Source organism: Pseudoalteromonas sp. Angola-4 (genome assembly GCF_028599265.1).
Lineage (GTDB): Bacteria > Pseudomonadota > Gammaproteobacteria > Enterobacterales > Alteromonadaceae > Pseudoalteromonas > Pseudoalteromonas atlantica.
On sequence record NZ_JAQREK010000023.1, the window covers coordinates 1 to 14,421 of the forward strand.

Here is a 14,421-nt window from a genome sequence, read left to right on the forward strand (position 1 = left end):
TGGACAATGCCAATCCATAATTGGAATCTGACATTGTCGCAATTGGCCATCCACTTCGAAGGTAGGTTAGATGGTGTGCTAGATATTTAGCAACTTAGGCTGACACAGAATTCTGAACGCTCTCTTTTTAGGTTGCATATCCAAGTATATTTTAAAGGCATTGTACATATCCTCAGACATTAAACTTTCTTGAATATGTTTGCTTGAATTTAAGCATTTTGATGAAGGAAATGCCTTAATAACATTGTTGATATATAAACCCTTGTCACCCTCAGCTACATTTAATACCGAGTTAAAGTTAATTGTAATACCAGTTGAAATGATATTAACTTTACCGTTTATATGCAGAGTCGATACTAAATATGCTGAGGGCCTTTTAGTCACATCTTGGTTTATGTAGTGAGTTATGAGTTCACTTTTTTTGTAGGTACATCCTTTTGTTAATTCTAAAATAAGGTCGTGTTCAATAAGTTTAGTAACAGCCGTTTTTGCCTCTATATTTTTTAATCCGCATGCATTAGCTATGGTCGGTACCGAAAAGTTTTCGACGTGCCCAAACTTATCTTGGTTTAGTACGAAGAAACTCCATACTATTTTTACAGGCACCCTAAAGTCTTTCCCCTCTATTTTTGATAGCATTTCGTTCGGTATTAATTTACTCATTTCGATAGATTCATTGAAGATAAAATTGTAACAATCCTTAGGTCGTCCCCGGTTAAAGTGCTCAACTTTGAGTTTTGAAATGGCATCGATGTTTAGTAGTTCACCTACAACTACATTAAATTTATTGTATGGACATCCTCGTTCAATGAAGTCAGTTTTAGATAATTCATCTCCAATAGTCTTATCCACAATTAAACCAATTAGAACCCATTTTGAATGTGCTGATAAACTTGTGGTTAAGGTGAAAAATTCATTCATTTAACTTATTTCTCATGAAATACATATACCAACTAGTAGAGCAGTTTAATGAATATAATACAATAACAGGGTGTTATTTCGTTAAATAAATATAATATCTAAATTAGAGTTTAGTTAGGGTTAAGTTAAGCCTTAAATTGGTGTTATGGTAAAATCTTACTAGCGGTGATTAAGTATCTAAATGAGATGTTAAATTTCAAAGAAATATTTGCTAACTAATAGGTATTACATTACTGTCTTGGGTGAAACCTACATACACTAAAGCCCAAGGAAGAACTAATGAGGGATTGGATTGATAGCAAGAAAATTTTGACTTGGGTCAAGGAAGATAACGAAGATTTACGTAACTGGCTAGCATGGCGCTATGGCAGTTATAGTAATTATTTTAAATTCCCAGATTCAACATTAGATAGCTTTATTAGAGATGAAATAAAACGTATAAGTGATAATAATAAAGATAGTCAAAAAGTTAACCTTGATAAGCTCTATAAAGCTTGGAAAAGCTATGAAAGAGGCTTAAAAAATACATCTAATAAAGTGTGTAAACTTCAGCTTGAGGTATCCAAATCAGCTCGTGGTAAACTACAAACTTTAAGTGAGGCCGATGGAATTTCACAATCTAAATATATTGAGAAATTGATTACTTACGCTCATAAAAACCCTAAGCTGATTTCCAAAAATTCAAAAGTACAAGAGCAATACACACTTAACCAGAGAACTTTTGATGATAGCACTGAGATTAAAGCCATAAGAGAAGACTTATCGACTATTGATGATAAGATTACTAGGTTATTGTCTGCTTTGGGAGAGTAGGGCAAGCTGAGTTTTTTCGACCGCTTTGGTTATTTTTAAAGATAAATAGCTTTTAGTATACCTATTAGTATTCCTTGATTTTATTTTTAAAGGTATTGTTGTTTTTAACCAATGGTTTATTAGTTTTCCATGAATCCCTCTTCCCCATCATTCTTGAACCCAGTTATTGAATATCAATAACTGGGTTTTTTAATGCCTGCTGCCCAAACCTTAGTTATGCGCTAATAGGCATGTATTTAGTGGGTAATCTCAATCGGCTCTTAAAGTCGTCCCTTTAAATACGTGATATGTTATAAGCCCCGAATTTATTGGTACTCAAATAACGCGTTTTCCCATTCTTGAATGATTATTTGGCGCTTCATCTGATCGTCTATCACTAATATTTCTATGCCAAGGGGGACGGGGCGCAGCTGACCTTCTGATATATCAAGTAAATGTTTTTGTTTAATTCTTACTTCGTTATTTATTGGCTCAAAATTAGTAAAGTTGGCCATGTCTGTTTGTCCTTGTACAGACACTAAGTAATCAATAAACAGCTGTGCGCCAATTACATTTTTAGCATGTTTAGGAATAATGGCACTGCGCATAATAACCGAGGTGTAGTCTTTAGGTTGCACCACAATAATATTAGGGTGCTGCGCCGCCCATGTGCGCGCATAAGAGCTTAATATGTTATAGCCAACAGTGAGCTCTCCCGTTGAAAGTGCCTTAAGGATGTCGGCGCTGCGTCTAAATACACGCGTGCTGTGATAGCCAAATGATTCAAGCATTCGGCCATAGCTTGAGCTTTGCTCGCGGTCATGAGCCCACAGCAAATAGCCTATGCCCACTTGAGTAATATCGTAAATGCCAATGCGGCCTTTAATTTGCTCACTGCGCCTACGAATTAGCTCTAATAATTCGTTGCGGCTACTTGGTGCGACCTCTTCACCTAAAAATTCTTTATTAAATGCAATTACCGCTGTTTCATAGGTAAAGCCAAATACTTCATTTCGCCATTTAGCCCATGCAGGAAGCTTATTTGTTTGCTCAGAGCTATAAGGCTGTGCGTAACCGTCGTTAACTAACTTTACCTGCAAGTTCATTGCTGAACTTAATAATACGTCGGGCGGGTTTTTAACGTCGGCTAAAAATTCGCTATACACTTCGAAAGTACTCAGCTCGTAGTAGTCAATTTGTACAAAAGGGTATTTTTTTTGAAAGGCCGATAAAAAAGGGGCAATTTCCATTTTATCAGCGCCGCCATATATTTTAAGCACAGATTTATTTTCGCTTTGTGCCGGAAATACTAAAGGGGTTTTTGCAGCAACGAATGGCGAGTCTACAAAGCACGTAAAAACAACGGCAATATAAATCAGCGATAAAAGTTTCAATGTTCGTCCTCGGTCAGCATTAGCGGAAAGTTTATTTCAAAAATAAGCCCCGACGGGCTGTTATCAAGCAGCTTAATAGCAGCGTTATGATGCTCTGCTACCTCCTTTGCAATGCTTAAGCCTAGGCCGCTGCCGGCACGTGGGTCGCCTTTACTTTTGTAAAACCGCTCAAACACATGCTGTTTTTGCGCATCGGGTACACCTACGCCTTGATCAGCCACGCATAATCGGGCTATGTAACCACTGTCTGTACTGTGAAGCTCGGTAGACACATTTACTTCTTTGTTTTGCGGGCTAAATTTAATCGCGTTTTCTAAAATGTTGCGTAGCATTTGGCTAAGTGCAAACGAATCACCATTGATCATTAAGTTATCATCACCTTGATATGTGATGATCACGCCGCGTTGAATCGCCGATACCGCAACATCTCTACACACAGACTTTACCAGCTCCGGCAACGAAAGCGTTATTAAAGGCTGGCTATGAAAGCGGTGCGCAAGAGTGGCTTGGTTTAACAGTTGCGTAACGGTGCTGTCGAGTAAATCTGTTGAATATAAAACACGATTTAACTGCTCTGTTCTTATTTTTTCATCGCTTTCTTCAATGGCATTTTGCGCCTGGCTTTTAAGGCCTGCAAGAGGCGTTCTTATTTGATGGGCCACTTCGCCAGTAAAGCGCTTTAAATGATTAAGCGAGACTTCTAATTGCGATATAAAATGGTTAATGGTTGAAATTAAATCGGCCATTTCTTTGGGGACCGACATATCAATAGGGCGTAGATCAGTGGGGGAGCGCCGACGTATTTTTTTATTTATGCTGTAAATAGGGCGCAAAATTTGATTCACTCCCAGTAATATAAGCACAATAGCTATTACAAACGTTAAAATAACCATTTGTATTACATTTAAATTCATTTCATAGGCGAGCTGATCGCGTGCTTGGGTGGTTTGGCCTATTAAAATATTTACATCAAACGATTCACCCACTTCATAAAGCTTATCTGAGAGTAAAATAAAGCGGTAGTTTTCGCCTTTGTAATCACCTTCCCAAAATTGTATTAGTAGGTTATCTCGCGGGTCATACTCTGCACGTTGCCACTGGGTGTCGGCTTTTTGTAAAATGTGTTGATATAAGCCATTGTAACCGGTTAAGTGCTCGCCTTGATTTTGTGTTATTTGATACACCAATCTGTCATTTGAGGCCATCGAGAGAGTTTCGAATGTAGCACTGGGTAAATCAACAATAATTTCGTGGTAATCAATGTGGGTATTTTCAAAAATTTGTAAAGCAGCACTGGCAAGTAGTCTATCGTATGAAATTTGGGCGGCGTTTTTACTGTAATTATTAGCCATAAAATAGGTTATAAGTGTAATTATAACCATTAAAGCAATGGTTATTGTAAGCAGCTGTCGGCGAATTGAGGGGAGGGTTTTGCTACTCATTCGGCTCTGCTAAAAGATAGCCTAAACCACGCAGTGTTTTTATATCAACACTGCTATTTACCAGCTTTTTACGAAGCCTTGCTACGTAGGTTTCTATGGCGTTGGGGCTAGGGGAGTCGTCAAACGAATATAAGTGATCGAGTAACTCATCTTTATTAAGCACTTTGCCTTGATGCGTTAAAAATATTTCTAGTAACCTAAATTCTCGTTGTTTTAAGTCAACAAGTTCTTTAGCAATAGTGACCGTGCATGATTTTCGGTCAAAATCGAGATTGCCATAACTAATAATGTCTTTACCTAGGCCTTGGTTACGCCTAAGTAGGGCGCGGCAACGGGCTTCTAATTCGCCAAAATCAAAGGGTTTAGTGAGGTAGTCGTCGGCGCCTAAGTCGAGTAATTCTATGCGGTGCTCTACTTGAGCGCGTGCCGTTAAAATTAATACAGGCGTATTTGATGAGCGAGCCCTGAGCTTTTTTAATATTTGCTCACCGTTTAAATTGGGCAAGTTCAAATCAAGTAAAATAAGGTCGTACTCATGGCGTTTTAACAGCGAATTAGCCACATCACCACTGGTTACAAGGTCTATACCTTGGCCCATTTTGGTGAAACGTTGGCAAATTGCTTCTCCTAACACTTCGTCGTCTTCAACTGCTAAAATTCTCATTAAGCACACCCGCAAAGTCGCAATTAAAAAATATAATTTTAAGTTGTGCAAGACACTAAACAATTACTGCAACGTTTACAATACGCAAATACCTTCGTTTATAGCAAGATAAGCTATAGTTTTAATTTAATAGCTAAAAATACAATTGCCTAAAATGTAATTATCTTGTGACAGGTTTGTGACAGGTTTACCGTGTAAATTGCAACATGAATAAACTGATACACACTACACACAACTATAAATTTAATTAAACAAGGTAGCGGAGACAACTATGGCTCAACGGTTCTCTAAAATATTTGCAGTAACAGGCGCAGTATTAACTTGTGTTTCTATTCCTTCGTACGCTTCTTTTAATGGGCTTACAGAGCAAGACGAATTTAATATTAAGCTAAGGTCAATTTACTTTGACCGCGATTACGATAACGACGCCAGCGACGACTCAACGTTTGCACAAGGCATAGAGCTCAATTATCAATCGGGCTATTTTAATGACTTAATTAGCATGGGTGTCTCTACTTATACCGTACTTAATTACAACTCAACCGGCAGCGCACAAAATAATATTTTACCCGCAGGGGATGAAAAAGGCGGCGTTGACGATAGTTTTTCTAAATTTGGTCAATATTTTATCGACGTTAAACTTGGCGACAATGGCCATGTAAAAATAGGCGGGCAAAAAACCAAAAGCATGTTGTTAAAAAGCTCGGGTAGCCGCGCAATTCCCAATACTTTTAGAGGCGTATTTGGTGACTACAAGTTTGGCAATACCAAAGTATATGGTTACGCCTACGATAAATGGAGCCGCCGCCACGACGACAAGTGGGAAGATTTTTCTACCGACCAGTCAGATAACGGCGCAATTAGTGTTATTTGGGGTGTGGGCGCAAGCTACAAAAAAGACGCGCTAAAAATAGACGCAGAGTATTTAAATTCTCATGACTACTTATCAAAGCTTGGGCTTAAAGGCAGTTACGCTATAAAGCTCGATCAAAGTAAGTTAACCCTTTCAAGTGGCGTATTTACCTCACAAGACGATGGCGATTTATTTGTAACCGGCGCAGAGGGTGGCGATTTAGATGATGAAGATGCACTCGGTGCTGTTTCAGGCGTTACTAAAAGTGAAAACGATGGTTTTGCCTATTACCTAGATGCCAATTGGAAAAAAGATATTTGGACACTAGGCGCCGCATTTACCAAAGTGAACGATGCCTGGATTGAAGATAACTTTAGTGGCGATCACGGGACTAACCCGTTTCCCACGCGCTCATTAATTGGTGCCGATTTAACAAACCAAAATGAGGCAACCTGGCAGGCTCGCTTAGGCATTGATCTAAAAGCAGTGGCACCGGGTTTGACCACAAAGTTTTATTACACCAGCGGCAGCGATGCAGAAAATTCAAGCTTAGGTAAAGCAGGTGGCACAGCCGATGAAAAATATTGGGCCATTGATACACGCTACAAAGTAGCGGCTGTAAAAGGCTTAAGCCTACGTTGGTTATTTTTAGATTACACCACAGATGAAACTGGCAGTGTTGATGGTGTAAAAGGAGACAGAGCAGATCACCGTGTATATGTAGATTACACCATTAAGTTTTAAACGCCCCCTTCGATTGGCTTTTAACGCGCAGCATGAGAATGCTGCGCGTTTTTTAATGTTTAAAAGTTATTTTTTAATCAATTTTTATTTCGTGACAGGTTAGTGACAGTTTGGCTCCTTACTCTTAAAAAAAGGGCAACGTTTTGATAACGACGTTACTTGTTTTTAATTGCATTGAAAGGGCGAAACGATGAACTCAACACACGCTACACCTCAGTTAAAACCTACGCCGAGAGCCATTCACTTTCGTGCAAATAGCCACCAAACAGCCACGGCTGCTAGTGCAACAAGTAATACTAATTTTGCCCCTCAACCTTTGCAAAGTAAGCAAGAGCAAGTGCAAGAGTGCGTGGTTATTTTAAGTAATAACTAACCCGTTACTGCTCATTTAAATTGATTTAGAAGCTGGATTATTATGACTATTCAAAAAAAAATACCTTGTGTCATTATGCGAGGCGGAACGTCTCGCGGGACATATTTTTTAGCCAACGATTTACCGAGAGAGTGGGATAAACGCAAAGAAATTTTAACAGCAGCTATGGGCTCAGGCGATCCACTGCAGGTAAATGGCGTTGGTGGAGGAAACTCACTAACCAGTAAAGCGGCCATTATTTCACGCTCAACCGACCCCGATGCAGACATTGATTACTTATTTGCGCAAGTTGCCATTGAGCAAAATGAAGTCGATATAACCCCTTCGTGTGGCAATATTTTATCAGGTGCAGCACCTCTGGCAATTGAATACGGATTGGTTACTGCAAACGACGGTGAAACAACGGTACGGGTTAAAAATGTAAATACCAATACCCTGATTGAAGTTGTGGTACAAACGCCTAACGGCTTTGTAGAGTACGAAGGTGATGCCACCATTGATGGCGTTCCAGGCTCTGGAGCGCCTATTTTACTTAAGTTTTTTGATGTGTGTGGCACTAAAACCGGTGAATTACTGCCTACTGGCTCTGCACGCGATACCTTTGATGGCGTAGAAGTAAGTTGTGTCGATGCGGCCATGCCAATGGTACTAATACCTGCACCATCACTGGGTGTAAAAGGCTCTGAAACTAAACAAGAGCTTGATGCAAATACAGAGTTACTGCAAAAAATAGAAAGCATTCGCCTGCAGGCGTCACTAAAAATGGGCCTTGGCGATGCAACCGGAAAAGTCATTCCTAAAGTCGGTTTACTGTCGGTGCCGCAATTTGGCGGTACGATAACTTCGCGCTACTTTGTGCCGCAAAATTGCCATACCAGTCATTCTGTTACTGGGGCAATTTGCGTAAGTGTTAGTTGCATGTTGCCAGGCAGTGTGGCGTACGACTTAATTACGCCACAAAGCTCAGAGCAGCAAAATATAGTGGTTGAACACCCAAGCGGTAAAATAGATTTACTCCTTGAGGGGCGCTTTGAAAACGATACGCTAGATATAAAATCGGCGGGGTTAATGCGCACCGCCAGAATGTTATTTAAAGGTGAAGTACACATACCTGCAAAAGTATGGGATGAAAGCAAAATAGCTTAACTTATACCAATGGGCAAAATAGCTCACTTAATTAAGCGAATTGGTGTTAAGCCTTAGTAAACCAACCGAAAATGCGATAGCAGATTGTCTGTTATCGCTTTTTTTATACTTTAAATAAATAAAACTAAATTTATTTTTATTTAAAAACAACGCCTTATAAATAATTTTAAATTAATGGGTAGTTTGGCGTCGATGACAGGTAGATGACAGTTTCGGCTATTAGTCTAGCTGTTGTTAACTTCTTTTAACGAAATACTTTCATCTACGTAATAGATGCAATGACGTTATTAGGACCTATTTAAATAATTGCAGCGAATAACAGAGGTCAAATTATGAAGATTAAATTAAGTACTTTTGCACCTAATCGACTAAAAGCAATGCTTGTTGTGTTAGCAGTAAGCACTTGTATCAGCTCAGCTTATGCAAACAATAACGACGAAGTAAGCTTTGATGGTGAGCGAGTAGAGTGGGTTGTGCCTTTTAAAGAAGGTGGCGGCTCTGACACATGGGCACGTTTTTTTGGTCCGCGTTTTTCTCAGCATTTAAATGGTAAACCTGTGGTTGTGGTTAAAAACATTCCAGGTGGTGGCTCTACCAAGGGGGCTAACCGCTTTGAACGCCGCGCTAAAGCAAATGGTTTAAATGTATTTAGTACTTCTGCCTCTACACAAATCCCTTACTTACTTGGCGACTCACGCGTTAGATACGAAGTAAAACGTTGGAACGTGATTATGGCAACACCGACTGGTGCGGTGGTATATGTGCGCCCAGAGCTGGGTATTAAAAACGCATCAGAGCTTGCCAAATTGCAGGGTCAAAAACTTAAATTTGGTAGCCAACGGGCCGCGTCAATGGACCTGGTTGGGTTATTAGCCTTCGACATGCTTGATTTAGACATTCATGCCATTTTTGGTATGAAAGGCCGTGGCAGTGCGCGTTTATCGTTTGAACGTGGCGAGGTGGATATCGACTTTCAAACTACCTCTGCCTACTTAAAAAAAGTACAGCCGCTAGTTGATGAAGGTAAAGCGATTCCGCTTATGTCGTTTGGCGTACTTAATAAAGAAGGCAAAATTGTACGCGACCCAACGTTTCCTGACTTACCACACGTAGGCGAAGTATACGAAATGATCCATGGTAAAAAGCCAACAGGCGTTGAATACAACGTATGGAAAACCTTTTTTGTAGCCGGTTTTGCCGCGCAAAAAGGACTGTTTTTACCTAAAGGCACCCCAGATGACGTTATTGCAGAGTGGCGCAATGCAGCACAGCGCGTCATTGATCAAGACAACTTTAAAGAAGAGTCTGAATTAGTACTTGGCCAATACCCACAACTTGTAAACGAAGATGCAGTAAACACACTGAGCTCAGCACTGACAATTTCTGAAACTGACAAACAATGGGTAAGAAATTACCTAACCGAAAACTACAACGCGCGTTTTTAAAAAACCATGTTGATTTGTTGTACACACAGTGGCTCGCATTTAGTGAGCCACTTTTTTAATCTAAGGAGAGCAGTATGTTAGATGCATTTTTAATTGCGCTACAAACTATTCTTACCCCCACACACTTAATGTATTTATGCGGCGGCGTTTTTTTAGGCTTGCTGATTGGTATTTTTCCGGGTTTAGGCGGCATAGCGGGTTTATCGTTATTACTGCCATTTTTATATGGTATGGACCCAATTTCAGCGCTTGCTATGCTTATTGGCCTAGTGGCGGTTATTCCAACCTCTGACACCTTCACCTCTGTATTAATGGGTATTCCAGGCTCCAGTGGCTCACAAGCCACAGTGCTTGACGGCTTCCCACTGTCTAAAAAGGGTCAAGCAGCGCGTGCGCTTTCAGCAGCGTTTGCTTCGTCATTATTTGGTGGCCTTTTTGGCGCGATTATTTTAACGCTGTTTGTACTGATTGCCCGCCCCGTTATTTTAGCGTTTGGCTCGGCCGAATTATTCATGCTTACTTTGCTAGGTTTAAGCATGGTGGGTGTATTAGCCGGTAATAGCCTAGTAAAAGGCTTAAGCGCATGTGGCTTAGGTTTATGTTTAGGCTCACTTGGCGGTGCTCCTGCAACCGGTGAGTACCGCATGGTATTTGATAACGGTTACCTTATGGATGGGATTCCGTTAGTGGTTGTTGGTTTAGGTATATTTGCATTACCAGAGATTATCGATTTACTGCGTCAAAATCGCTCTATTTCAGAAGCTTCTGAGCTGGGTAGTGGATGGTTTGAAGGCGTAAAAGATGTTGTTAAAAATAAATGGCTAGCTACGCGCTGTGCTGCCATTGGTTGTGTTGTTGGCGCACTACCAGGCCTAGGTGGCAGCGTAGTTGATTGGATCTCTTATGGTCATGCGGTGCAAACCTCTAAAGACACCGAAAACTTTGGTAAAGGCGACATACGCGGTGTTATTGCCCCTGAGTCATCAAATAATGCCAAAGAAGGCGGTGGCTTAATTCCGACCTTATTATTTGGTATTCCAGGTTCTGGCAGCATGGCTGTATTTTTAGGTGGTATGGTATTAATTGGCTTAGAGCCAGGCCCTGCGATGATCACCACTGACCTTGATGTTACTTATACCATTGTATGGTCACTGGCACTTGCTAATGTAATTGGCGCGGGCGCGTGTTTACTAATTTCTAAATGGGTAGCAAAGGTAACAACTATTCCTTACACGCTCATGGCACCATTTATGGTTATGGTGATCTTTTTTGCGGCGTTTCAGGCAACCCGTGATTTAGGTGATTTAGTCGCACTCATTGGTATTGGTATTTTAGGCGTATTAATGAAGCGCTTTGGATGGCCTCGTCCGGCATTTTTAATTGGCTTTGTACTGGCAAGCGGCATGGAAACTTACCTTTATCAAGCTATTCAGTTTGACGGCATAGAGTTTTTATTAAAACCGGGTGTGATTATTATTGGTGCATTAACCGCGCTTTCTATTTTCTTTGCAGCACGCCACTCTATTAAGGCAGCTAAAAAAGAAAAAGCCAATAAAAACACGGCTAATGCTGAGGTAAAACCAACTAATCTTAAACCACAAATCGCGTTTTCTGGCTTTGTTTGTTTAGTGTTTGCATACGGTTTGTATGACTCGTTCCAACGCACATTCTTAGGTGGAGTATTTCCTGCCGTGGTGTGCTCGTTCATGTTAATACTCTCTGCGGTTGTGCTGATCAAGCTGCTACTTAATAAAGTAGACGATGCTGTAAATTACGATAATGAGGTCTCTGCGGGGTATGTAAACGACTCAAGCGTGACTGGCCTTTGGCATTATGTATTTTGGCTGTGTGGCTTATTAGCTGGGTGTTTTTTACTGGGCTATGTGATTTCTATAGCGTTGTTTTTCATAATATTTTTACTTGTAAAAGCACGTATATCAATTGCTAGAACATTAACACTGACAGTGTGTGCGTTAGCATTTTTACTTACTTTATCGCACTTTATGGTATTAGATTTACCAAGCGGTTACCTACAAGAAGTGGCAAGCTTTACGCAGCTGTAAACGCCGCCGTGCTAAGCAAAACAAGCAGCGCTTAGCACGGTTTACATTCGCTCTAAAAGGCACAGGCTTAAGAAGGATATAATTATGATTTCACCTAAGCTTATTTTAATGCCGCTTTCTACAAGTGGGCATGTAACAGAGCGCTTAAAAGGGGGCTTAGCCGTTGCTAAGTATTTTAATGCGCACCTTGATGTTTATCACACGCACTTAGACCCAAAACGCTTTTTGCCAACAGGGCAGCTTGGCTTACCAACTAAATTGGTAAAAGAGTTAGACTCTGTAGCAGGGCGCTTTGCTACAACCGAATCGGCAAATTTAAAAACCGAATTTGTTAGTTTATGTGCCCAGCAGCAAGTTAAATACACTGACGACAGCGCAGAGCATCCCACGCACCCAAGCGCTTCATGGCATATTAATATAGGTGTGCGCAGCGAAATAATCGCAGAGCAAGGCAAAGTCGCTGATTTAATTATTATTCCGCAGTCTAAAAGTGGTAAATCAACCTCGACCTTTGAGGCATCGGTAATGCGAAGTGGTAAACCTATATTATTGGTACCACGGCAAATGACCCACTTTGATATAAAAACAGTGGTGATTGGCTGGAACGCCAGCACCGAGGTATCGCGTGCGCTCACATACAGTTTACCGCTTCTAAAACAAGCTCAAAAGGTTGTTATTTGCACCAGCGCAAGCAGCGCCGATAAAATGCCAAACGGCCATGAAGTGGTTAAATATTTAGCTCAGCACGATATTAAAAGTGAGTTTGTAACATTTAATAATGGCAGGCAATCGACCGCTAAAGCGTTTATGTCGGTAGCGCAAATGCATAACGCTGATCTAGTGGTGATGGGCGCATTTACTCACAGGCGAATCCATGAGCAAATTTTTGGTGGTATGACTAACTACATGCTAGCAAACACCACCTTGCCAATACTTATGGCGCGATAACACTTAAAGCTTAAAAACTAAATTTTACCCAAAAGCCGATATTTACGTTTAATATCGGCTTTTTATTAAAGCTCAATGTGATAAAACTAACCATTACAATAATAAAAGTTAATGGGTAGCAGCCTATGTATACGCTTTCACAGTGGCAATCAAGCGGGCAGTTTATTGATATAAATGCCCAGCAAATTTTTACTCAAACAGCGGGGGATGCTAATAACCCCGCGCTCCTTTTGATACACGGCTTTCCTAGTGCAAGCTGGGACTGGGAAGGTATGTGGGATGAGCTCAAAAAACACTACTTTTTAATTACACTTGATATGCTGGGGTTTGGCCTTTCGGATAAACCAATAAATGCGGCTTATAACATTACAGAGCAAGCTGATTTATACACGCAATTTTTAAAGCGTTTAGATATTACCAATGTACACCTATTAGCCCATGATTATGGTGATACCGTGGCTCAAGAGCTATTAGCAAGGCAAGTTGCTGCTCAAAGCGACATACGCATACACAGTGTATGCTTTTTAAATGGCGGGTTATTTCCACACATACATAAACCTTTATTTATCCAAAAGCTGCTACTTTCAAAACTTGGTTGGCTAGTACCTAAGCTAATGAGCAAACAAAAGTTTGCTAAAAATTTAATCACTATTTTTGGTAAAAACACGCCACCAGCCCCTATGGTAATTGATACCCTTTGGGCGTTGTTAATTTACAACAATGGTTTACGTGTGATGCCCAAGCTAATTAAATATATTACACAGCGAAAACAAAACGAGCAGCGCTGGGTTGGGGCAATGATTAATAGCGATATACCGCTTACGTTTATTGCAGGTGAGCAAGACCCAATATCGGGTAAACACATGCTTGAGCACTATAAAAAAACAATACCTAATGCGCGCGTACAAGGGTTTGTTGAGCTTGGACACTACCCACAAATAGAAGATGCCAAGGCTATAACCGAGGCTTATTTAAAATTTAGAAAGCAGATATAAAAAACGCGGCTATTTTAGGCCGCGTTTATAAACTAAATAACGTGATGCTGGCTACTTAGTACTTTCTTTTTTTAGGAATTTTTAACTGGCTTTCAAATTCATCAGGAAAAAGCACCGTGCCGTCGTCCTCTTCGGTAGGGAACACCGCAATAAGTAGGTCGTCTTCTTCAAGGCCGGGTGTCCAGCGGCTAAACCAATCTTTAGTCGGAATGGCTTTTGGTGTACAGCCTTCCCATTCGCCCGTGGCCCAAGCTTGTGCAAAATCGCGGGTTGGCCACACTGGTACACAGTCGTCATCTTCGTTGGCAAGCATTACGCAGCCATCATCGTCGTTTAAAATCCATACTTGTTTGTACTGTTGTACGGTTTCAAACATAAAAGCGAGTCGTTTTTTTGCCCCTAGCCCTAAAATTACGGTTTGTTCTTCAGTCGCATTTGCAGTTGTCATAATTGGCTCACTCTTTATTGCTTCAAATTTGAATTTTACTGTTACAAGTATATCGAGTTATGTGACAGTGTGTTGAAAAATTATTATTTAACCTGAACTCTGGATAATAAATCTATCTCTAGCAGCTATTTTAAGCGCTAACTGCGTTGAATTTACTGAAAATCTCTGGCTAGAGACAAAATAAGCTTAACTA

General features: G+C 40.5%; 13 protein-coding genes. 8 read left to right on the forward strand and 5 right to left on the reverse strand.

The features are described 5' to 3' along the window. Positions 1-78 precede the first annotated feature (78 nt). Positions 79-921, reverse strand: a complete 843-nt coding sequence (locus PSH48_RS18655) for a hypothetical protein (protein ID WP_273612087.1) — start codon at positions 919-921, stop codon at positions 79-81. Positions 922-1,200: 279 nt separating this feature from the next. Between PSH48_RS18655 and PSH48_RS18660 the strand changes: the two genes are divergently transcribed. Next, positions 1,201-1,734, forward strand: a complete 534-nt coding sequence (locus PSH48_RS18660; RefSeq protein ID WP_273612088.1) for a hypothetical protein — start codon at positions 1,201-1,203, stop codon at positions 1,732-1,734. Between the two features lie 305 nt (positions 1,735-2,039). On the opposite strand, the gene PSH48_RS18665 is transcribed toward PSH48_RS18660, so the two are convergent. The 3 genes from PSH48_RS18665 to PSH48_RS18675 are packed head-to-tail and all read right to left on the reverse strand — an operon-like array spanning position 2,040 to position 5,213. Beyond that, positions 2,040-3,107 (reverse strand): ABC transporter substrate-binding protein, encoded by a 1,068-nt coding sequence (locus PSH48_RS18665; protein WP_273612089.1) that lies wholly within the window; start codon positions 3,105-3,107, stop codon positions 2,040-2,042. Beyond that, positions 3,104-4,549, reverse strand: a complete 1,446-nt coding sequence (locus PSH48_RS18670; RefSeq protein WP_029774041.1) for a sensor histidine kinase — start codon at positions 4,547-4,549, stop codon at positions 3,104-3,106. Before PSH48_RS18670 ends, PSH48_RS18665 begins: the two co-directional genes overlap by 4 nt. After that, entirely contained in the window at positions 4,542-5,213 is a 672-nt protein-coding gene (locus PSH48_RS18675; protein WP_273612090.1) for a response regulator transcription factor, read from the reverse strand. Before PSH48_RS18675 ends, PSH48_RS18670 begins: the two co-directional genes overlap by 8 nt. Positions 5,214-5,484: 271 nt before the next feature. Between PSH48_RS18675 and PSH48_RS18680 the strand changes: the two genes are divergently transcribed. From PSH48_RS18680 to PSH48_RS18710, 7 genes are all read left to right on the forward strand, one after another. After that, the gene (locus tag PSH48_RS18680) at positions 5,485-6,810 is read left to right on the forward strand and encodes an OprD family outer membrane porin (protein WP_273612091.1); all 1,326 of its coding nucleotides are present in this window, start codon (positions 5,485-5,487) and stop codon (positions 6,808-6,810) included. Positions 6,811-7,000: 190 nt separating this feature from the next. Next, the gene (locus tag PSH48_RS18685; protein ID WP_273612092.1) at positions 7,001-7,183 is read left to right on the forward strand and encodes a hypothetical protein; all 183 of its coding nucleotides are present in this window, start codon (positions 7,001-7,003) and stop codon (positions 7,181-7,183) included. A 42-nt stretch (positions 7,184-7,225) separates the two neighbouring features. Continuing rightward, positions 7,226-8,329, forward strand: a complete 1,104-nt coding sequence (locus PSH48_RS18690; RefSeq protein WP_054983682.1) for a 4-oxalomesaconate tautomerase — start codon at positions 7,226-7,228, stop codon at positions 8,327-8,329. Positions 8,330-8,661: 332 nt separating this feature from the next. Continuing rightward, complete coding sequence (locus PSH48_RS18695) at positions 8,662-9,774, forward strand: Bug family tripartite tricarboxylate transporter substrate binding protein (RefSeq protein WP_273612093.1); 1,113 nt, start codon at positions 8,662-8,664, stop codon at positions 9,772-9,774. A gap of 74 nt (positions 9,775-9,848) precedes the next feature. Beyond that, positions 9,849-11,837 (forward strand): tripartite tricarboxylate transporter permease, encoded by a 1,989-nt coding sequence (locus PSH48_RS18700; RefSeq protein WP_126006571.1) that lies wholly within the window; start codon positions 9,849-9,851, stop codon positions 11,835-11,837. An 84-nt stretch (positions 11,838-11,921) separates the two neighbouring features. Next, complete coding sequence (locus PSH48_RS18705; protein ID WP_096739791.1) at positions 11,922-12,785, forward strand: universal stress protein; 864 nt, start codon at positions 11,922-11,924, stop codon at positions 12,783-12,785. Positions 12,786-12,910: 125 nt separating this feature from the next. Then, positions 12,911-13,780 (forward strand): alpha/beta fold hydrolase, encoded by an 870-nt coding sequence (locus tag PSH48_RS18710; RefSeq protein ID WP_273612094.1) that lies wholly within the window; start codon positions 12,911-12,913, stop codon positions 13,778-13,780. 55 nt (positions 13,781-13,835) lie between these two features. Here PSH48_RS18710 and PSH48_RS18715 read toward each other — a convergent pair whose 3' ends face one another. Beyond that, a complete protein-coding gene (locus tag PSH48_RS18715) occupies positions 13,836-14,228 on the reverse strand; it encodes a DUF2750 domain-containing protein (RefSeq protein WP_004588808.1) in 393 nt (130 codons plus the stop codon). Positions 14,229-14,421: the final 193 nt, after the last annotated feature.

Bases quoted from the DNA above. Each gene is read 5' to 3' on its own strand.
- PSH48_RS18655 (WP_273612087.1), bottom strand. From the start codon at position 921: ATGAATGAATTTTTCACCTTAACCACAAGTTTATCAGCACATTCAAAA.
- PSH48_RS18660 (WP_273612088.1), top strand. From the start codon at position 1,201: ATGAGGGATTGGATTGATAGCAAGAAAATTTTGACTTGGGTCAAGGAA.
- PSH48_RS18670 (WP_029774041.1), bottom strand. From the start codon at position 4,549: ATGAGTAGCAAAACCCTCCCCTCAATTCGCCGACAGCTGCTTACAATA.
- PSH48_RS18675 (WP_273612090.1), bottom strand. From the start codon at position 5,213: ATGAGAATTTTAGCAGTTGAAGACGACGAAGTGTTAGGAGAAGCAATT.
- PSH48_RS18680 (WP_273612091.1), top strand. From the start codon at position 5,485: ATGGCTCAACGGTTCTCTAAAATATTTGCAGTAACAGGCGCAGTATTA.
- PSH48_RS18685 (WP_273612092.1), top strand. From the start codon at position 7,001: ATGAACTCAACACACGCTACACCTCAGTTAAAACCTACGCCGAGAGCC.
- PSH48_RS18690 (WP_054983682.1), top strand. From the start codon at position 7,226: ATGACTATTCAAAAAAAAATACCTTGTGTCATTATGCGAGGCGGAACG.
- PSH48_RS18695 (WP_273612093.1), top strand. From the start codon at position 8,662: ATGAAGATTAAATTAAGTACTTTTGCACCTAATCGACTAAAAGCAATG.
- PSH48_RS18700 (WP_126006571.1), top strand. From the start codon at position 9,849: ATGTTAGATGCATTTTTAATTGCGCTACAAACTATTCTTACCCCCACA.
- PSH48_RS18705 (WP_096739791.1), top strand. From the start codon at position 11,922: ATGATTTCACCTAAGCTTATTTTAATGCCGCTTTCTACAAGTGGGCAT.
- PSH48_RS18710 (WP_273612094.1), top strand. From the start codon at position 12,911: ATGTATACGCTTTCACAGTGGCAATCAAGCGGGCAGTTTATTGATATA.
- PSH48_RS18715 (WP_004588808.1), bottom strand. From the start codon at position 14,228: ATGACAACTGCAAATGCGACTGAAGAACAAACCGTAATTTTAGGGCTA.